15 protein-coding genes and 2 pseudogenes are annotated in these 18,834 nt (G+C 67.3%); 4 read left to right on the top strand and 13 right to left on the bottom strand.

Annotated elements, in window-relative coordinates; all coding sequences use genetic code 11:
- Positions 1–424 precede the first annotated feature (424 nt).
- Complete coding sequence (locus ACGFZW_RS37590; protein WP_393897836.1) at positions 425–718, top strand: hypothetical protein; 294 nt, start codon at positions 425–427, stop codon at positions 716–718.
- A gap of 284 nt (positions 719–1,002) precedes the next feature.
- On the opposite strand, the gene ACGFZW_RS37585 is transcribed toward ACGFZW_RS37590, so the two are convergent.
- The gene (locus tag ACGFZW_RS37585) at positions 1,003–4,137 is read right to left on the bottom strand and encodes a Tn3 family transposase (protein ID WP_393897835.1); all 3,135 of its coding nucleotides are present in this window, start codon (positions 4,135–4,137) and stop codon (positions 1,003–1,005) included.
- 219 nt (positions 4,138–4,356) lie between these two features.
- On the opposite strand from ACGFZW_RS37585, the gene ACGFZW_RS37580 reads away from it, so the two are divergent.
- Positions 4,357–5,205, top strand: a complete 849-nt coding sequence (locus ACGFZW_RS37580) for a helix-turn-helix domain-containing protein (protein WP_393897834.1) — start codon at positions 4,357–4,359, stop codon at positions 5,203–5,205.
- Positions 5,206–5,343: 138 nt separating this feature from the next.
- A complete protein-coding gene (locus tag ACGFZW_RS37575) occupies positions 5,344–5,775 on the top strand; it encodes a restriction endonuclease (RefSeq protein WP_393897855.1) in 432 nt (143 codons plus the stop codon).
- Positions 5,776–5,923: 148 nt separating this feature from the next.
- Here ACGFZW_RS37575 and ACGFZW_RS37570 read toward each other — a convergent pair whose 3' ends face one another.
- The 12 genes and pseudogenes from ACGFZW_RS37570 to ACGFZW_RS37515 form a co-directional block, all read right to left on the bottom strand.
- Positions 5,924–6,388: a hypothetical protein gene (locus ACGFZW_RS37570; protein ID WP_393897833.1), complete on the bottom strand. Its 465-nt coding sequence runs from the start codon at positions 6,386–6,388 to the stop codon at positions 5,924–5,926.
- 871 nt (positions 6,389–7,259) lie between these two features.
- A complete protein-coding gene (locus tag ACGFZW_RS37565) occupies positions 7,260–8,624 on the bottom strand; it encodes a cytochrome P450 (protein WP_393897832.1) in 1,365 nt (454 codons plus the stop codon).
- A 17-nt stretch (positions 8,625–8,641) separates the two neighbouring features.
- Positions 8,642–8,839: a ferredoxin gene (locus ACGFZW_RS37560; RefSeq protein WP_393897831.1), complete on the bottom strand. Its 198-nt coding sequence runs from the start codon at positions 8,837–8,839 to the stop codon at positions 8,642–8,644.
- Between the two features lie 27 nt (positions 8,840–8,866).
- Positions 8,867–9,934: a cytochrome P450 gene (locus ACGFZW_RS37555; RefSeq protein WP_393897830.1), complete on the bottom strand. Its 1,068-nt coding sequence runs from the start codon at positions 9,932–9,934 to the stop codon at positions 8,867–8,869.
- Between the two features lie 233 nt (positions 9,935–10,167).
- On the bottom strand, positions 10,168–11,421 hold the full coding sequence (locus tag ACGFZW_RS37550; RefSeq protein WP_393897829.1) for an NAD(P)/FAD-dependent oxidoreductase: 1,254 nt from the start codon (positions 11,419–11,421) through the stop codon (positions 10,168–10,170).
- Complete coding sequence (locus ACGFZW_RS37545; protein WP_393897828.1) at positions 11,418–12,347, bottom strand: hypothetical protein; 930 nt, start codon at positions 12,345–12,347, stop codon at positions 11,418–11,420. The genes ACGFZW_RS37550 and ACGFZW_RS37545 overlap by 4 nt, the downstream gene beginning before the upstream one ends.
- A gap of 158 nt (positions 12,348–12,505) precedes the next feature.
- A complete protein-coding gene (locus tag ACGFZW_RS37540; protein WP_393897827.1) occupies positions 12,506–13,600 on the bottom strand; it encodes a polyprenyl synthetase family protein in 1,095 nt (364 codons plus the stop codon).
- 85 nt (positions 13,601–13,685) lie between these two features.
- On the bottom strand, positions 13,686–14,810 hold the full coding sequence (locus ACGFZW_RS37535; RefSeq protein ID WP_393897826.1) for an LLM class flavin-dependent oxidoreductase: 1,125 nt from the start codon (positions 14,808–14,810) through the stop codon (positions 13,686–13,688).
- 909 nt (positions 14,811–15,719) lie between these two features.
- Positions 15,720–15,890, bottom strand: a complete 171-nt coding sequence (locus tag ACGFZW_RS37530; protein ID WP_393897825.1) for a hypothetical protein — start codon at positions 15,888–15,890, stop codon at positions 15,720–15,722.
- 113 nt (positions 15,891–16,003) lie between these two features.
- Positions 16,004–16,237: a hypothetical protein gene (locus tag ACGFZW_RS37525; RefSeq protein WP_393897824.1), complete on the bottom strand. Its 234-nt coding sequence runs from the start codon at positions 16,235–16,237 to the stop codon at positions 16,004–16,006.
- A gap of 267 nt (positions 16,238–16,504) precedes the next feature.
- Positions 16,505–17,434 (bottom strand): annotated as a pseudogene (locus tag ACGFZW_RS37520) (aldehyde dehydrogenase family protein).
- A pseudogene (locus ACGFZW_RS37515) lies at positions 17,320–18,440 on the bottom strand (IS701 family transposase). The pseudogenes ACGFZW_RS37520 and ACGFZW_RS37515 overlap by 115 nt, the downstream one beginning before the upstream one ends.
- Positions 18,441–18,518: 78 nt before the next feature.
- Here ACGFZW_RS37515 and ACGFZW_RS37510 point away from each other — a divergent pair.
- Entirely contained in the window at positions 18,519–18,734 is a 216-nt protein-coding gene (locus ACGFZW_RS37510; protein WP_393897823.1) for a helix-turn-helix domain-containing protein, read from the top strand.
- The last annotated feature ends 100 nt before the right edge of the window (positions 18,735–18,834 follow it).

The raw sequence follows: 18,834 nt of genomic DNA, 5'->3' as shown, positions 1-18,834 counted from the left end.
GGAAAAGCTCAGAAGAGCTCTGCACGGCGCACCACCAGGCCGCGCAGAGCTCGCTCAGTCGTCTCTGAAATCCTGTCCCTGAATCTCAGGTGAACGTGCGCTTGCGCCTCGTTGGGACGGCTCAATGCTCGTCATCCCGAGCCCCTTTGATCCGGTGATCCGGGCCACGCGCAGTCGGTCGGCTACGTAACGTAAACGTACTGAGATCGGGAGGACCCCAGGTATCGTACGGTTCGCTTTGGCCGAAACCCGGCTATTCCAGAACGCAGCGGGCCTACCGGACACGCCGGGCACCCGCACCCTCGTGCTGAGACACCCGAAGAGAGTCCCTGTCGACGTAGGCGCACTGCATATGCGGGGACGGCCAGCGTGATCCGCGGAGAACGGGGCGTTACCCCAGCGAGTTGAAGACCGTTGGGGGGGCATGAACACCCCCAAGCGCGTCGTTGCCGCTGCCGCTCTCGCCGCCGCTGCTCTCATTCCCGCCGGCCCGGCACACGCAGCCGGTCCCGAAGACTGGCACTTCGATTCCGCCGTTGACGCAATCTCGGCCGCCCGATCCGAACTGAACAGCGGCGGGGGCGCGCGAGACCTCACCAGCAAGGCCAGCAACCTGATGGCCATCAACGAGAGCGCGTTGGCTGCACGGACGCCAACCCCCACCGACTTCGCCGCAGAGACCGCGGCGCTTGTGATGCAACAGAAGAAGCCCCGCTAGCGGTTCCTCTCCCCGGTAGTTCACAAACGCCCCGCTCCCCCTGGCCGTCGGGAGGGCGGGGCGTCGTCGCGTCGAGGCCCCGGCCCTCGACGAGGACGCGATCAGTGCCGACGAACTGGACGGGGCACTGTCGGTGCGATGATCAGCTCACCCACTCGTAGCCGTCTTCCTCGTCCCACCCGCGCCCCTGGTCATCACCGCTGAGCAGGTCGTTGATCTCGTCCTCGGTGAGTTCGACGTCGTCCATGTCTCTCATGGTGCCGAAGCCGCCCCGCCTACTGGGCTCACTCGTCCTGGCCGTCGTCGTCATCATCGAGGTCGAGGGCTTCCGGGTCGCGCAGCGGGCGCAGGCCCTCGACCGGCTGGGAGGCGGTGAAGCTGTAGCGGCCCAGGACGTTCAGATTCCTGTGCTTGAGCGGGGACAGCCGGGCCACGTCCTCGCCCGGGATCTCGTGCCCCTCGGCGCGGAGCTGGGCGACGGCGGCGTCGATGTACCTCGTGGTCCAGAGCACCACGGCGTTGAGCACGAGACCCAGCGAGCCCAGCTGATCCTCCATCCCGTCCCGGTACGCCTGGTGGATGGTGCCCTTCTTGCCGTGGCAGATCTCGCGGGCCAGCTTGTGGCGGGACTCCTGGACGGTGAGCTGCTTGTGCATCTGGCGCCGGTAGGTGTCGTCCATGGGGTCGACGACGGCGAGCAGGTGCAGGGTCTTGGCGATCCGCCCGTACTCGGCGAACGCCTGCCCCAGCGGGGTCGGGTGGCCCTCTCGGCCGAACATCCGCAGCAGGTCGTACGCCCTGACCTGGTTGGTGACCAGGGAGCCGGCCACCCGCAGCATGTCCGGCCAGTGCGTGATCACCTTCTTCACGTTCACCTTGTTGCGGGCGATGGCCTCCAGCGGCCCGTACCCGCCCGCCGCCTCGGCGCCGGGCATCGCCGCCTTCCAGAACCGCTGGTCGGCAAGGTCCTTGAAGCGCGGGGAGAAGCGGTAGCCGAGCATCTTGAAGATGCCGAACACCATGTCGCTGTAGCTCGCGTTGTCGGTGGCCACCATCTCGGGCTTCACCCCGCCGTCCAGGTTCAGCAGCGCGTCGAGGATGAACAGGGAGTCGCGCGGGGTGCCGGGCACCACCATCTGCCCGATGCCGATCACCTGGTCATTGATCGCGTTCAGCCAGGTGATGCCCTTCTTCTTCGCGAAGTACTTCGGTGAGGGCGCGGCGTTGATGGTCCGCGTGGGCACGACGAAGCGCAGGCCGTCGACGGAGGCCAGCAGGCCCTTGCCCCAGAACTGCACGATCGGCACCCGGGCCTGGGCCTCGATCAGGGCGGCGTTCGCCGCGGCGATGGTGCCGGCCCGCAGGTAGTACTGGTCGACATGGACCAGCCGGGACCGGGTCAGTGCCTCGTAGCCCGGGTTGATGACCGGCGTCATACCGATGTTGCACGCCTCCGAGACCAGCAGCGCGACCATTGACGTCGTCAGGTCCTTCATGCGGGTCCTGCCGTCGCCCAGGTGCACGAAGGCGTCCAGGAACCCCGTCCAGCCGTGCACCTCGAACAAAAGGTCCGGCAGATCGATCTTCGGGAGCATCTTCTCGACGCGCTCGCGCAGCCACCTCAGCGACTTCGGCTCACCGAGCGCGTGGAGCTTCTCCACGTTCAGCTTCGCCCGCCCGTTGGGCTGCACCTCGATGCTGATCTTCGCGTCCGGGCCGGCCTCCTGAAGCCGCTCAGCCATCTGCTTCCACGTCGCGTCCAGCACGTCGACCAGTTCCCGAAGGTGCCGCTCCGCGTCCTCGTCCAGGCTCAGGCCCGCCAGGACGTCCTCGCGCACCGCCTCCCACCCCTTGCCCGCCAGCAGGCGGGCGCGCGGGTCGGACCAGCGGTGCGAGGGGGAGGCGAAGATGTCGCGGCGTCTGAGGGCTCCGAAGAGCTGTTCCAGCACGCACACCACGTACGCGTCGCGGTCCACCGCCGCCTGCGGCAGGTCCGCGTTCGCGTACACCGCCTTGCGCCAGTGCGCCGGCACCAGCTTCTCGTCGACCTCACGCGGCAGCAAAGACTTCTCGCCCACCTTCCTCCGGGCCAGCGCCGGGAGCCGCTGCACCACGGTGAGAATCCGCCTGCCGGCGGGCGCGGCGTCCAGCGCCTTCGACTCACCCAGCAAGGACAGGAACGGCCTTACGGTGTTGTAGCGCAGCGCCAGCGCGCCCCGCAGCGCCGCCTCGGCCGTGTTGTCGTCCTGCGGCACCAGGCTCACCACCACGGTCGCCGCGCTGGACAGCGCGGCCCGCGGCGCGACCTCCTCCAGCGCTGCCCACAGCGCGGCCACGTCCACATCGCAGCCAATCTGCTCGATGAGCTCCAGCTCCCCGATGAACACCGCCGCCGCTCTCGCCACCAGCCGCGAGGCCTTCTCCAGCTGCGGCAGCGTCGACAGGCGCTCCTTGTCCGTGGACCGCTTCGCGGCGCTGATCAACCGGGTGGCCATCAGGATCTCGAACAGGTCCAGGGCGTCGTCGATCGCCTTGGCCTCCAGATGGCGCATCACCGCGGTGAGCATCGCCGTGCGCTTGGGCTCCGGGGTCCGCTCCAGCTTCGCCGCCTTGGTGCCCAGCCCGTACCGGGCCAGCGCGGACAGCCGGTTCGGCGGGATCCTGTCCAGCTTCACCCGCCCCAGCTGGAAAGAGGCGATGTCCTCGACCCGCTGCAACGCGCTCTTCATCGCCGTGCCCGTGGTCCGCGTCGGCGGCCGGCGCATCCGCTCCAGCTCCGAATACCGCCTGCCCTCCGGCGTCTTCAGCGTGGTCACCAGGTCCCCAGGCAGCGCCGCGTCCGCCCGCCGGACCTCCTTGGCGACGCTGGCGTGCAGCCGTTCCTCCGCGATCCTGCGGACCTCGGCAACCTCCCGGGCCAGCACACTCACCCCCGGCAGCAGCACCCGGTTGCGGCGCAGCCAGCCCACCGAATGATCGAACAGGGCCTTCGGGCCCTCGGCGTGCGCCGTCCATGCCCGCCCGTGCAGGAACGACCGGAACTTCCGGCCCTGAGCGTGGTCCTCGTACGGGTGGTAGCCGTACGCCTCACGTATCTCCCACGCGTGCTCGTACGCCGTCATCTGCCGCTCGGTGTACCGCTTGATCTGAGAGGCATCCTCGATCTCCAACTGCGTGGCCAGGTGCTCCACCACCGGCCACGGCACGGCCAAGGGGTCCTCCAGGAACAGCCCGATGTACCTCACCGTGCACATCTGGAGCGCGAAACCGAGGCGATTGTGGTCACCACGCCGCTTCGCGATCAACTTCCGGTCCTCGTCGTCGAGGAAGAAGAACCGTTCCAGCTCAGGTCTCGTCGGTTCATCCACGAACGATCCGAACGCGGTGGCCTGCTCATCAGTCAAAAACTCCACGGGCATATCGCGGACGTAACCAGCCGCGGCGAGCGAACGCGGATCTTCCGCCGAACGCCCCCGACGAGCCGATCATGTGTGCTAGACGACCAAGATCAAGCGCTTAGCGCTAATGGCTGTTCCGGTGGTCCCCAAGGCCGGCCCTGTGCGCGGCGGCGTTCGAGACAGTGTGGGAGCGCGCCATCCCGCACGAGAAGTACACCGTCTGACCGGCGACGTCAGTTCATGCCCCCCTCCCCGTCCTCCAGCGCCCAGGCCGATCGCCAAGCCCTCGCCGTGCGCCTGGGCCACCTGGTCCGGGACGCCCAGCTCACCGGGCGTGAGCTGTCCGCCCGCTGCGGCTGGCACCCCGCCAAGGCCTCCCGCATCCTGCGCGGCAGAGCCGCACCCTCCGACGCCGACCTCCGAGCCTCGTGCACCGCGTGCGGAGCCGACGACCAGGTCGACGACCTCATCGCCACGGCCCGCACTGTGGAATCGATGTACATCGAGTGGCGGCGCCTGCACCGCGACGGGATGCGCCGCGCCCTGCAGGGAGTCTTCACTCGCAACGCCACCGCCAGGACGTGCCGGGCCTACGTCTCCAACGTGATCCCCGGCTTCTTCCAGACCGCCGGCTACGCCGAGGCCCTGATGCGCACCATCACCGACTTCCAGGGCACCCCTGACGACATCCCCGAAGCCGTCGCCGCCCGTCTGGCCCGCAGCCGGTTCCTCTACGAAGGCGGCCACCGCTTCGTCGTCCTGATCGAGGAATGGGTCCTGCGCGCCTGCATCGGCGATGTCCAGACGATGGCCGGCCAACTGCAGCACCTACTCACTGTGATGCCGCTGCGGTCGGTCTCTCTGGGCATCATCCCCCTGACCGCCTCACGGACTGTCTGGCCGCTGGAGGCGTTCTGCCTCTACGACGACCACAACACGGTGGTCGAGACCCTGACCGCCGGCATCACCGTCCGCCAGCCCCGCGAGATCGCCGACTACACCCGGGCATTCACTGGCCTGTCGACCATGGCCGTGCACGGCGACGCCGCCCGCGCTCTCATTCGAGCCGCGATCGACGCACTGGGGTGAACCTGCGCAACAATCCGCAATTTCGTTGAGGCTGTCCCGCCGCCCTCCTTAGCGTCGTAGCACTGACGGCATGGCTAGGAGAGGCAGCAGCTGATGTTCTTACGGCGACCCGAATACGGCGTCCCCTCGCCCGTCCTGATGGCCCGCGCCGCCCACGGCCTGGAGCGCTTCAGTGAGGCTCCGCCGCCCAGCACGCGCACCGTCCTGTATGACCCCGACGGCAGGATCGAAGCGGAGCTCCCGCGCGACCGCGAACCCTACGAAGCCCTCGTCGCGGCCGTGCGGACGTGGACCGAGCCGGACACCGCGCTGGAACCATGCGACTACGAGCAGATCGCACTGCAGCTGACCGGCCACGCCGTCGCATCCGATGTCCGTCGATATCTCGCCTGCCTGCCCAGGAGCAACGGCAGGCGAGCACTCGCCGAGGCGGAACGCCGACTGTCCGTGCCGTCGAAGGGCACGGTTCGCTACGTCCAAGAACGTGCCCGGCTTGTGCGAGCGCTGTACGAGCGCCGTGACCGACTCCAAGAAGCGTCTCATCGGGCAGGGGCTGGCCATCTCGCGTAGTAGACCGCCTGGCACGGCTCGACAGAGCGCCTCGCATCGCTTCACAGCCCGTGCGTCGTCGAACTCCATGAGAACCCGGGGTATGAAGGGGAGCACATGACCGTCATGGCCGCCGGGCGGTGGTCGCTCGGCGGATGGCGGGCGGATTTCAGTGATCCAGGCGTCTGGCTGCGGCCGCGAGTCGGGCGGCTGCGATCTCTCGGCTGCGTGCCGCGGTGACGGCGCCGACCACCGGCATGGCGAGCAGCGCCAGGGCAATCGGCCCGTATCCACCCTTGCTTGAGACCGCCATTACGGCCACCTCGGTGAAGGACAGCGTCCCGCCGAGTACGAAACAGATCAGCGTCCGTAGCGGTCCGGAGGAGATCCACGACAGGGGGGCCCAGGCCAGCATCAGGCCCGTTACCGCGCCGACCAGGACGCCCGCAGCCAGGGATCCCAGCACGGCCAACCCCGCCAGGGCCGGGTCCTCGAGGGTGCTGCCGCCCGGACCATTCGCCAGCCGCACCGCCTCAATCATCCCCCACAGCACGGCACAGGCGCCTGCCGGGATCGCCCCCGCCCGCACACCGAACGTCAGCCCCCGCCGCACCACGGCGCGCGACTCCTTCATACCGCCCCCGTTCCCGAGCGCGCTGCCGCCTGACAGCATCCGCGCGCGCATCATCCCAGCAGCGCGGTCCGATGAAGCCGCCGGGCCTGGCACAGGGCACCGGACGCGACGCAGCGGATTCGCCGAGCGCAGGCGTCGGCGACCGCACCCTCCCACCCCGGCCAGGGACGTTGGAGACGAAAGCGCTGACGGGCATGGTCGGGACCCGTAGTTGCTCAGACTGGGCGCCAGCCCGCTTCCAGCCAGCCTCGTATTCGAGGCGGGCAGTGGGCATGGACGAAGGATCGCCTCCACGATCTCGACACCACCGGCCCACGCGACGACTGGGCCCAGCACGGACAGCCGGCGGCCGGGGCCGATTTGGTGGGAATGCTATACCGGAATGCCGCCAGCCCGGCACGGCACACCACCCACAGACGGACTCTGCACCCCTGCCGCACACAAGACCAGAACGCCTCAACCGCAGCCAAGAGCCTCGCAACCCACCTGGCGCAGCAGGAGACCACCCAGCAAGCGCAGACGGAGCAGCAGCGGACCCAAATGCTCGAAGCGGCCTACACCGAAAACAGTGAGAGAGAACAAGCCAAGCAAGCAGAACGACGCACAGCGACTGCGCGAACAACTCCCCCAGAAACACCCAGAACTCGGCAGTTCAGCCAGCCACACAAGCCGCCCTTTGACGACACCTCGCCCCCAGGACCGATGCCGCCACCCGACGAAGGGCTGGCCCGGTCGGCGGATGCCGCAGTTCCGACTCGACCTTGCCATGAACAGCGATCTGCGCGACGAGAGACCAGTACTTGGCTGGGCGGGGAGCACCTTGAGAGGCTGTAGCCGCTTGGAGTCCAATGAAACCCGCCAGGCTGTACGTTCATGCGCGAGGAAGAATCTCTAGGCCGTCTCGGGCGGTCACCCTGATGCGCAGAGCCCGTGGCTGGAGCGTGGAGCGGACTCGGGGACGGGAGCCAGTGCCGGGCTGCGGGTGAAGTCGCCAGCGGGTGCTGATCGCGGCCAGAGCCAGTGTGCCCTCGATCATGGCGAACTCGTCGCCGAGACACTTGCGAGCGCCGCCGCCAAAGGCTACGAAGCCGTGTCGTGGGACGCCGGCAGGGAGGCGTTCGTTCCATCGCCCAGGGTCGAAGCGTTCAGGGTCAGGATAGAGCGAATCCCGGTGTCCGAGAAGGTACGGACTGTAGGCGAGGACGGTTCCTTCGCGGATGGGGTGGGTGCCGAGCGTGGTGTCCTGGGTGGCAATACGGCTGAACAGCCAGCCGGCCGGGTAAAGCCGAAGGGTCTCCATGAGAGTCTGTCTGCAGTAGGGCAGATCCGGCAGGTCAGTCCAGGTGAAGGTACGATCGGCGAGCGCTGCAGCGGCCTCGTCATACAGCCTTTCCTGCATGTCCGGGTTGCGGCTGAGCAGGTGACAGGCCCACGAGAGGGTCGTGGCCATGGTCTCCACGCCCGCCGCGTAGATGGACAAGGACTGGTCGACGAGTTCCTGTAAGGACAGCCCCTGTCCGTCCCCCTCGGTGTCGCGGGCGGCCACGAGTCGTCCGATGAGGTCGTCGCCCGGAGTGCTGCTGCTCATGCGTTCTTCGATGAGCTGGTTCAGCAGGCGCCGGAGCCTATTTCGGGCCAACTGGTAGCGTCGGTTGCCCGGGGTGGGGGCTCGCGTGAGAGCCGTAGGCATCATCATCCGCCAGTAGATGCCGGTGAAGATGGCCTGGAGGTCAGCGCGTATCCGAGCTCGGCGCCCCTCGTCGATGCCGGTGCGGTAAAGAGTGGAGAGCAGCACTGCTGCGGCCATCTCGTCCATCTGATGGCGCAGGTTCAAAATCTCGCCGTCTCCCCACCGCCCGACCACCTGGTTGATCTGCTTGGACATGAGTTGTCCGTACTCAGGCAGCCGTGAGCGCTGGAATGCCGGCTGCATCAGGCGTCTTTGGCGGCGATGTGGGCCGCTCGGGCAGCTTCCGATGCCGTCTGCGACGATTTCGCGGATGCGGTCGGTGACGGGCCCTCCCTTGTCGAAGGTGCGGTCGTGGACGAGGAGCCTGCTGACCAGGTCAGGGTCGCAGACGACGAGGACACGTTGGGTGCCCAGGCGTATCTGGACGATGTCCCCGTACGTGGGCAGGTTCCGCAGGAAGGGCAGCGGCGAGCGGACAAGGCGGACGGCGTGTCCGAGCCAGGGCCAGGCTCCCGGCGCTTCAGGAATGGTCGAGTTGTGCGGCATCGCGCGTGGTCACTTCCTCATCCTTCGTCCACGGTGATCGCGCCCGAGGGGCAGGTGAGCGCTGCCTCCCGGACACCGGAGTGGTGGTGCAGGGGCGGATTGTGGGTGATGAGGCGGACGAGGCCGTCCCCATGGCTCTGGCGGAACACATCGGGGGCGGCCAGCACACACTGCCCGGATCCGCAGCACTGAGCCTGGTCGGCTAAGACACGCATGGGCAGTTGCCTCCGGACGACTGGGCGTCAGGTGAGGGCGCTCCACGTCACAGGGAGTTCCTGGACGCCGTGGACGAGCTTGTCTGTGTGGAAGCGGATGCTCTCGAACGGCACAGCTAGCCGCAGGTGGGGCAGGCGGCAAATGACAGTGGCCAGGGCGATTTCGAGTTCCACTCGGGCGAGGGACTGACCGAGGCACTGATGCACTCCGAAGCCGAAGGCGACGTGGCGAGGCCGGTCGCGTCCGATGTCCAGCACGTGTCCGTCGGGGAAGACGTGCTCGTCCCTGTTGGCGGCGCTGAGCATGCACAGCACACCTTCGCCGGCCCGAATTCGGGTGTCCGCCACGGTGACGTCTTCAACGGCTAGGCGGGGCAGCCCACTCTGCACGATGGTGAGGTAGCGCAGGAGTTCCTCGACGGCTGGTCGCACCGCGCTGGTCTCCCCTGAATCAGCTGCAGTGCGGAAGGCAGAGAGCTGTGCGGGGTGCCGTAGCAGCGCGAGCACGGAGAGCGCCGTCATGTTGGCGGTTGTCTCGTGGCCGGCGATGATGAGCAATCGGGTCATCGAGGCGATCTGCTCGGCACTGACTCCGCGTGTCATCAGCTGGCTGATGATGCTGTCGTCGGGGGTGCCGGCTTTGGCTGCGGTCAGCTGTTCGAGGTAGCTGATCAGCTCATTGCGGGCCGTGGCCATAGCGGAGGTCGACGCTCCGTAGCGCAGCATCGTTGCGCTACGTTTCTGGAAGAACTCGTGGTCGTCGTAGGGAACGCCCAGGAGGAGGCAGATGATCAGTGACGGCAGGGGCAGTGCGAACTCCGTGACCAGGTCGGCTCCCTGCTTGCCGTGAGTCATGCGGTCCAGCAGCTCGTCGGTGTGCTGCTGTATGGGGCCGCGCAGGCATTCGATCCTCTCTGCCATGAAGTCGGCGGTCAGCAGACGACGTTGGGCCGTGTGCTGCGGGGGGTCCATCTGCATGAAGGTTCGGCGGTGGGTGGTGTTTGTGGTACGGCCGACGGTGAGGCAGGGGAAGCCGGGGCGGGAGGCGTCGGCGCTGAACCGTGGGTCGCGCAGGACGGACCGGACGTCCCTCATGCGGGTAATCAGCCAGCATGAGGAACCGTCCCAGAGGTTGACTCGTGTCACCGGCGTCTCGCGGCGGGCGCGTTCATAGAGGAGCGGTGGGTCGAATGGGCACTCACCCCGCGGCGCCGGCACCGAGGGGTAAGCTCGGCGGTCGATCGTGTCCTCTGAGCTGCCGTCCTCCGCCGGCCTGGTCGGCAGAGCGGCGTCGAGGTGCCTCTCGCTCCGTGGGCGGGGGCCTGGGCTCATTCCCACGTCACACCCAGGGCTTTGGCCGCATGTACGCCTGACGCGCATCCCGCTTCGTGAAAGCCGTTGCCTGCGTAGGCGCCCGCGAAGGCAATGACGTCGTCGGACAGTTCGAGTATTCGTTGTTGGAGGGCGAAACTCTCGGGGGTCACGACCGGGTGTTCGTAGGAGAGGACGCGGAGCACCTTCTCGGGTGCCAGCTGTGCAGTCATGTTCTGGCTGCAGAGATACTGATGTTCGGGCTCACCCAGCTTGTGGACCAACCCGGCACGGTAAGTCGAGCGGAAGTCAGCCCCGTTCGCCGCGCAGGTGACGTGCAGGACGGTGTTGCTGGCCTCCCCGGTGCCGTTCAGGACGCTCTGGTCGGTGTGCAGGGCAGTCTCGAAGGGCGCGTAACGGATACTGTGCAGCACTTCGCGGACATCAGGTGGCGGGTCGGCCAGTATGCGAAGAGTCTCAGGGGCGTGGGTGGCGATCACCACCTTGTCGAAGTCGTGCACGGCGCCCGACGATTCCTTGACGCTGACTCCTGCGCCGGAGCGGCGGACCTCGTGCACATGGGTGCTGGTACGGACCCGGAACAGGCGTCCAGCGAGGACGCGTACGTAGGTGTGACTGGCGCCGGTGACCGTCCGCCAGGTGGCCAGGGCGTCAGCGCCCATGAGGCCGTACCGGCTCAGTGTGTCGCCGAGGAACTTCAGTGGCATCTCGTCGATCCGCCGGGAGGGTTGCAGGTACAACGACCCGATCATGGGATAGAGGTAGTGGGTGGCGAAGAAGCGGGAGAAGCCGTGTTGGTCCAGCACCTGTCGGACGGTCGGTCCCGACCCGGCTGCGCTCATCGCATCGGAGAGTGCCGGCCCGAAGCGGGCACAGTCCGTGCTGACGTTGTCCCATTCCTCACGGCTGACTCCGTTCGGCCGTTGCGGCAGCAGCGGTGTGCCGAACAGGTCCGCGCCGATGTGCGCGAAGCCGCAGTCGTCGCAGACAATGTCGACGACCAGGTCGGCCGGCTGGGACGTCACGCCCAGTTCTTTGAGGAGTCGCGCGAAGTTCGGGTAGAAGCGCTCGCTGAAAATGACGAACGCTGTGTCCAGAGCCGCCTCGGCAGAGATGAGCTGTGTGTCGGCGTGGCCGCCGAGTCGGGGGGCGGCTTCGAAGACGGTTACGTCGTGTCGACGTTGGAGGATGTGCGCTGCCGTCAGTCCGGAGACGCCTCCTCCGATGACGGCCACGTTGTCGCGGGTCATCCCTGCTCCTCCCTGCTGTCTCGCTGGTGCGGTGAATCGGTCTCCTGGCCTTGCTGAGGGCCCGCTGCAGTACGCCCGTATCTGGCTGTCTCCAGCATCCAGTCCAGGTGGCCGCGCATCCCGGTGCGGAGCATCGTCAGGTATGCCCTGAGGGCCGGTGACGCCGACTCGGCGGCTTGCGCCTCGGTGGTAAGGAAGAAACGCACTTCTTCATCGTGTTCCTGGACCGCCATCGCGATAGCGGCCTCGGGGGGATGGCCGCACTCCCTCATCAAGGCCGTCGGCAGGTTGTGCTCCCCGTTTCCCACCTCGCTCGCAAAGGAGTAAATGTCGTTGACCAGACCGATTTCGGTGATGGCGGAGTTCGTCACCGCGACAACGTCCGGTCGGTAGTACTCCTCCTCAGCCACGAACAGCTCGTCGGCGACCGCGGTCAGGGAGCAGGAGAGACCGTTGGGCGCGGCAAGCCAGCGAAAGTTACGGAACTCGCGCAATCCCGGAGGACTGTCCCTGCAGCGGGTGGTCAGTTCCCACAGTGTGCCCATGAAGGAGTTGCTCAGCTCGTTGATCACCCGGGCCACTGTTGGGGCGTTGGCCCGCCCTCGGAGCCGGGCGAGCAGGTCTCGTAGGGCCGCGGCGAAGGGTTCTGCGTCCGGGTCGGTTCGCAGCGGCTTCCGGCTTTCGGCCGAAAGTTGCGCGAGCGTGGTGACCACGTGGCTGGTGGAGTCTCCCGGATGAGCCCTCTCGCAGAAGTCGTCCAGGAGGGTCTCCCACGTCATCCAGTCGGTAAGGAACTGCAGGCCGTCCGGATCGCTGCGGGGGCTCGCCCTGCCCGCCAGGCGACCGAAGCGCGCTTTCGCGCAGTGCTTTGCCGCCCTGGCGTCCTGAAGAAGGCCGTGCCGCTCCGCCCACCGCTCGGTGGTCACGCTCGCTGCGTCGGAGTCGGGGTGGATGGTCGACGGAAAAGGGCAGAAGAGTTCCGGCCGCGCCGGTGCAGTCGTCATAAGTGCGGCTCCTCGACGTGGGGCAGGGGACCATGCAGGGCCGTGGGCGCGGTGAGTAGAGCCGGCTGACGGAACCGGCGTCATGAATGCCTTTTCAGGGCGGTCGTGGCCAGAGCGTGGAGGGCTTGGGACCCATTGGGCGAGAGCAAACTGGTACCCCTATCGAGAACGCGTATCGCTTCAGCGTGATATCGGCGTATCAGCGACTCGACCTCCTGGCGTGCACCGCACCCTGCGATGATCTGGCGCGCCGTGTCGGCCTGTGCGGCTGTCAGGGACCTGTCACCCAATATCCTGCGGAGCGAGCTGGATGCGTGCGGATCGGCACGGGCAAGGGCGAGGGCCACCAGAACGGTGGCCTTCCCCTCTCTCAGGTCGTCGTCGGCGGACTTGCCCGTCAGTTCCGGGTCGCCGAAGGTCCCCAGAAGGTCGTCGCGAAGCTGGAACGCTGTTCCCAAGGGCATCGCGTAGCCGGAGAGCGTACGCAGAACCGCGTCCGAAGCACCGGCCAGGATCGCGCCCAGGTGGAGGGGGCGTTCGATGGTGTACTTCGCGGTTTTCAGCTGCACGACCTTCAGGGAGGTCGCTGGGTCGGGGGCCGCGGTCCGGGAAGACACTAGGTCCAGGTACTGGCCGTACATCATCTCCGTGCGCATCCGGGTCACCACGGGGAGAACGCGTTCTATGCGCTCACTGCTGATCCCGGCACTGTGCAGCAGTTCGCCCGACCAGGCGAAGGCGAGGTCGCCCAGCAGCACCGCTACATGGGTACCCAACCAACGGGCTTGGGGGCGCTCATTGTGCAGGGCGAACTTGCTCTCCAAAGCCCGGTGAAGGCTTGGGCGGCCACGGCGAACGTCCGACTCGTCCATGACATCGTCGTGGATGAGGGCGAAGGCGTGAAACATCTCCAGCGCCGCTGCCGTCTGCACAACAGGAGGTGGCACCCCGCGGCCTCCCGCCGCATGCCAGCCGTAGACGCAGAACAGTGGGCGCAACCGTTTGCCTCCCGACAACAGGAACTCCCTCAGCATTTCCACCACGTCCGGAGGCATGTGGTCGCTGGCCGCTTCCTGCGCCTTGGTACTGAGGAATGTGTCAAGGCAGCGGTCGACGGCGGTACGGATGGTCGACGGGTCGTACGGAGCGATGAGCGGGTCTGCGGTCGCGGTCAAGGAGTGACCTTCCTACGAGCCGGTCCAGGACGGGACGATGGGCTACTCACTGCCGTGATCTGTAAGGGCGGCGCAGGCTCGTTGATCACACCTCGAAGCGGGGCATTACCTCCTGGCCGAAGAGGTCGAGCGAGCGAAGGATGCTCTCGTGCGGCAACGTCCCCAATTGGCAATTGAGCACCAGCTGGTCGACACCGATGTCCCGCCATCTTTCAACGCACTGCGCACAGGTCTCTGGGCTGCCCACGCAGAAGAATCCGCTCAACACCCCCGCTTTCGCGGCAGCAGCAGCCGGACTGAGACCGGCGACCTGGTCAGGCGTGAGGGTTGGCAGGTCGATGAGCCTGTCGGAGGCGAGGTTGCGGTAGAAGGAGTAGGACTCACTTTCCGTATTCCGCCACGGGCCGATGATGTAATCGGCGACGTAGGCGAAGAAAGTGTCCAGGTGCGGACCGAACGTCTCCAAAGCTTCTTCGTCGGTCTCGGCACAAAACATGGGGATTGCTGCCGCGACCTGGTTGTTGACGGCCCCAGATGCAGGGGCGGCGCCGGCCACCGTCTCACGGTAGTCAGCGATGGGCTGACGCAAGAGGTCCGGACTGCCAAGACCGAGCGCCAGTACCCCAAGTCCCTTGCGTGCCGCAACCTGCAGGCTGCCCGGCTGGGTGGCTGCCATCCACAGCGGCGGGTGTGGGGACTGCACGGGCCGCGGATGGACCCGTACCTCGGGCAGCGTGTAGTGCTCGCCCTTCCAGGAGAACCGATCTCCGCTCCAGATGCCGTGGAGGATGTCGACCACCTCCTCCTGCGCGCGGCGGGTGTATGCGGGGTCCATCCCGAAGGCTTCGAGTTCGATGTGAGTCAGCGCACGGCCCATGCCGACATCGAGTCTGCCCTCGCTGATGATGTCGAGGACGGCTGCGCGTTCAGCGATGCGAAGCACGTGGTTGGTGGGCGGGTTGACCTGCACGACGCCGTGACCGAGCCGAATCCTCGACGTGTGAGCTGCCAGCCATCCGAGAAACGCTTCCGGCGCGGAGGACGACGAGTACCCAGTGAGAAAGTGATGCTCGACCAGCCACGCGTAGTCGAATCCGACCTCTTCTCCTCTCACCACCTGGTCCAGGGTCTCGCGATACAGCCTTGCCTCTGCACCTGGCTCCCACGGCTCCGGTCCCGGCTGTATCTCGCTGATGATCCCGAACTGCACCGGTGCTCCTTCCCTTTGCTGTCACTGAGGTGCGCCGCTGTAGACCGACGGAACCGTGCATGAAGAACCGAAGGCAATTGTCGCCGCGGCAGGGGCGGAGAACCCCAGACCCCGTTCTTAGTTATTGCAGACGAACCCGGCGTCGTCGGCGGGCACCAGATACGGCACGAACGATGACATGGAGAATTTGCAGCGCGACCTCCCACACGAACTCCAAATACGCCCATGGTTAGACGGCTTGGGTGCAGCCCATCGCACGTGGATGAAAACGGAGTGCGCTTACACAACTACAAGCACCCCGGCCTCTCAACCACTGATCAAGCCAAAACCTGTGGGGCGAGAGTGTGCCTGTGTGACTCGTATGGCGCAGACGTCTTCGCAGTCCGACGTGCCCGCAGACGACGCCTCCAAAGCGTGCTCGAACCGAACGGAAAGCAGATCGGTCGCAGGGGCCCAGCCGCTCGCCGTCGACAGGGCCGTGGGAGCTGTCATCCCACGCCCCCACCGAGGCTGGGGTGCTCCACCTCATCGGGCTCCCCTCCCCCCTGATTGATCGGTTCTCCCCCGCGACGAAGGGGTGCCCCGACAGGCCGACGATGACGGCGCCTCCTCAAGGGTGGACATGTGCTCGATGACCACCCCGTGACGGTAAAGACCCGCGAGTCGTCGGCGCCCTCGGTCCGGTCTCGGTGGCCGACTTCTTGAGCGCTGAGGTAGACGGCCCAACGGTCCTCGGGCAGATCGTGGCGCCACGTTCGAGTCATGGCCGACGCTGAACATCCCGGGCCAGGTTCTACGCCCGGCCCCTCTCGGCCGCCTCATAGCAGGCTTCAATCAGGGCGCGCAGCTCGGCCCGGGGCGGGCCGCCCCGGACCGCCAGGTAGGTCCGCATGGCGGGCGCCGGCCCGCTCAGGGGACGGAACACCACGCCGGGGACAGGGAGCTGGCTGGCATGCGATGCGTAGAAACCGTCCAGGACGGTTTGCCGTGGCCGATGGCGGCGAGGGTGTCCTGGTCGTTGGTGAACTCCGGCCCCAGGGCGGGCGCGTAGCCGACGGTCCGGCAGAAGCGCATCACCATGTCGTGGAGCGCGGGGTTGCGGGAGCGCGGGGAGAGCCGCAGTGGCAGATCCGCGAGCTCGGCCAGTTCGACACTCTCCCGCCCGGCCAGCTCGTGCCCCGCGGGCAGCGCCGCTACTGGGTGAGCACCGTGGTCTTCAAGTCCGGAACCGCGAGGCGGCGGGCCGCCGCGTTCTGGGCAGCCATCGCGAGCCCCAAGAGCACGATCAGCACGTAGCGAGACGTCGAGCCGTCCACCTCCCGGACCTGGGCGAACACTCGCGGCTGGAGGACGGCGCCGATGGGGATGTCCGTACCGTCGGGGTGGGCCATGTCGTTGAAGAGCATGCCGAAGTCGGGTGTGGCCACGTCGAGTTGGCTCTGTACGACGGTGTTGGTGAGGCCGATCTTGCGGCCGGTGAGCCGGCGCCCTTCGGAGAGCCTGTGTGCGGTCAGCCGCTCCTGGACTGCATAGGCCGCCGCCTGGTCGGTGTCGCCGAGCAGGTCTCGTACGGGCGCGCAGGGCGTGCCGGGTGGAGTGCGCTTCGAGCAACCGCTGGGCTGCGGCCTCGACTGCCTGGCTGGTGGCGGGGGTGGCGGGGGCCATCACTGGTTCAACTGCTTCCACTGGGTCTCTCAGACCTTGACGCAGATGTTGACGGGCTCGGAGAAGAAGTCGAGCGAGTACTCCCCGCCTTCCCGGCCGATGCCGGAGTCCTTGATACCGCCGAACGGCGTTCCCAGATCGCGAAGGTTCCAGCAGTTGACCCAGACGATCCCCGCCTCGATGCGCGGAGCGACTCGGTGGGCCCGGGACAGGTCAGTGGTCCACACCGTCGCGGCGAGGCCGTACCGGCTGTCGTTGGCCAGCCGGACCGCCTCCGCCTCTGCGTCGAACGGTACGACGTGGCACACCGGACCGAAGATCTCCTCCTGCACGGTGCGGGAGTCCTGCGGCAGCTCGGGGAGTACGGTCGGTTCGACGTAGAAGCCCTGGTCCCGGCCGTCGCCGAAGTGCGGCACCCCGCCACCGGCGACGACCTTCGCGCCCTTGTCGGCGGCCAGCCGGTGGTAGGAGAGGACCTTGTCCCGGTGCGCGGCGGAGATCATCGGCCCGTAATCGGTCAGTTCCCGGGCCCGTTGGCCCAGCGCCGCGACGAACGCGTCGAAGACGGGGCGCTCGACGTAGACGCGTTCGGTGCACAGGCAGATCTACCCGGAGTGGGTGAACGCCGAGCGCACGGTCCCCTCGACGGCTTCCTGGAGGTCGGCGTCGGCGAAGACGACGGCGGGGTTCTTGCCGCCGAGTTCGAAGGAGACCGGGATGATGTGGTCGGCGGCCTTGCGCATGATGGCGGCGCCCGTGGCGGACTCGCCGGTGAAGGCGATGGCGTTCACGCCTTCGTGAGCGGTGAGGAACTCCCCGGCGGCTCCGATACCGTGGCCGTGGATCAGTGAGTGGTCTGGGCTGCGACGACGGCCAGGAAGGCGTGAGTGAGCATGGCCAGAGTGATGTGCCGATACCAGCCGGGATAGCGGCGGACTTCGTACTGGTCGAGGCCGCATTCGTTCTGGCGGCCTGGAAGGCTTCCTCGATCGCCCAGCGCGAGCCGGCGATTCGCACCAGATCGGCAATCGTCGTGCCGTTGGGCGCGTAAGCGAGGTAGTAGGCGATCTCGTCTGGTCGGGCCAAGCTGCGGCGAGCCAGCACCCATCGCTGATGGGTGGGCCGGTCGCCGTCGAAGACATCGATGACTGGCAGTCGGGCGGCAACCCAGTCATAGAGGCGCGGGCCCTTGGCGCCGTCACCGCAGGAGTGGCGTTCCCATGCCTCCTCGGGAGCATCGGCGATGGCCTGGTCGATGCGGCCGAAGGGAGCGTGTAGTTGCTGCGACTTCGGCACGGCCAGGACGTAGCCGAGCCTGGCCTCTTCCAGGGTGCGGCGCATGCGTCATTCCTGGCCGTAGGCGCAGTCACCGGTCACCCAGGCGATCGGAAGGGGGAAGCCAGGGCCGCAGGATCATCGCGCGGGCCACCTCGCCCTTGGTCGCGAACCCGCGGCTGCCGGGGACCTTCGCAGCCCAGCAGCGGTCCGCATCCGCGGTCCATGACTTCGGCAGATACAGCTCCCGGTCCACCAGTGCCCTGCCCTTGGCCGATGCGTAGGCGGCGAAGACTCCGATCTGGCAGTTCTCGGTGCGACCGGCGGTGCCGGAGTACTGCCTTTGCACCCCGGCAGACGCGGTGCCCTTCTTGAGGAAGCCGGTGTCGTCCACGATCAGGACCCCGTCCGGGGCGCCGAGGCGCTCGGCAACGTAGTGCTGGAGGTCGTCCCGGACCTCGTCAGCGTCCCAGGACGCACCGTTCAGCAGGTGCTGGAAGCCGGCGGGTCCGCGGTGACCTGCGTACTCAGCGAGCTGCCAGCCGTTTTCCGCTCCACCGGTGCCAGCAGTCCACGCACGTAGTCCCGCATTCGCCACCGCAGATCCACCCTTGAGAACCGGCCCGCAACCTGCGCGAACGCCGACTCCAACTCCTCAGCCCACAGGCCGGCTTCGTCCGTCCCCACCATGCCCGGAACAACGAAGCCGACCAGCTCAGGCAACGATTTCTGACGGGAGTACTACTGATCTTTTCGTAAGTTCGGTGGGTGTGGTGGCGGTGTGGGTGGGAGGCTCTCGGGGTGGCTTATCGACCTTCCTCTGCGGCTGCCAGCTCCTCCCTTCCTCCGTTGTCGCGGCCTCAGTTGGCGGAGGCGCGTCGTGTTCGGGCAGTCGAGTTGTTCGAGGACGGTGTCTCGAATGCGGAGATCGCGAGGGCGGTGGGGGTGTGTGCCGAGAGTGTGCGGCGTTGGCGGCGGGTGTAGGAGCAAGGCGGTGCTTCGGCCCTGCGGCGACGGGCAGCCACCGGACGCCCGCCCAAGCTGGACGACACCCAGGTCGAGACGGTCCGGGCAGCGTTGGAGC

Source organism: Streptomyces sp. NPDC048248 (genome assembly GCF_043201875.1).
In the GTDB taxonomy this organism is placed as follows: domain Bacteria; phylum Actinomycetota; class Actinomycetes; order Streptomycetales; family Streptomycetaceae; genus Streptomyces.
This window is presented reverse-complemented; position numbering and strand designations above follow the sequence as displayed.

Excerpts from the sequence above, each read along its gene's own strand:
- ACGFZW_RS37585 (WP_393897835.1), bottom strand. The coding sequence starts at position 4,137 with ATGCCCGTGGAGTTTTTGACTGATGAGCAGGCCACCGCGTTCGGATCG.
- ACGFZW_RS37550 (WP_393897829.1), bottom strand. The coding sequence starts at position 11,421 with ATGACCCGCGACAACGTGGCCGTCATCGGAGGAGGCGTCTCCGGACTG.
- ACGFZW_RS37590 (WP_393897836.1), top strand. The coding sequence starts at position 425 with ATGAACACCCCCAAGCGCGTCGTTGCCGCTGCCGCTCTCGCCGCCGCT.
- ACGFZW_RS37570 (WP_393897833.1), bottom strand. The coding sequence starts at position 6,388 with ATGAAGGAGTCGCGCGCCGTGGTGCGGCGGGGGCTGACGTTCGGTGTG.
- ACGFZW_RS37560 (WP_393897831.1), bottom strand. The coding sequence starts at position 8,839 with ATGCGTGTCTTAGCCGACCAGGCTCAGTGCTGCGGATCCGGGCAGTGT.
- ACGFZW_RS37580 (WP_393897834.1), top strand. The coding sequence starts at position 4,357 with ATGCCCCCCTCCCCGTCCTCCAGCGCCCAGGCCGATCGCCAAGCCCTC.
- ACGFZW_RS37555 (WP_393897830.1), bottom strand. The coding sequence starts at position 9,934 with ATGAGGGACGTCCGGTCCGTCCTGCGCGACCCACGGTTCAGCGCCGAC.
- ACGFZW_RS37575 (WP_393897855.1), top strand. The coding sequence starts at position 5,344 with ATGGCCCGCGCCGCCCACGGCCTGGAGCGCTTCAGTGAGGCTCCGCCG.
- ACGFZW_RS37530 (WP_393897825.1), bottom strand. The coding sequence starts at position 15,890 with ATGGTGATGCGCTTCTGCCGGACCGTCGGCTACGCGCCCGCCCTGGGG.
- ACGFZW_RS37565 (WP_393897832.1), bottom strand. The coding sequence starts at position 8,624 with ATGCCGCACAACTCGACCATTCCTGAAGCGCCGGGAGCCTGGCCCTGG.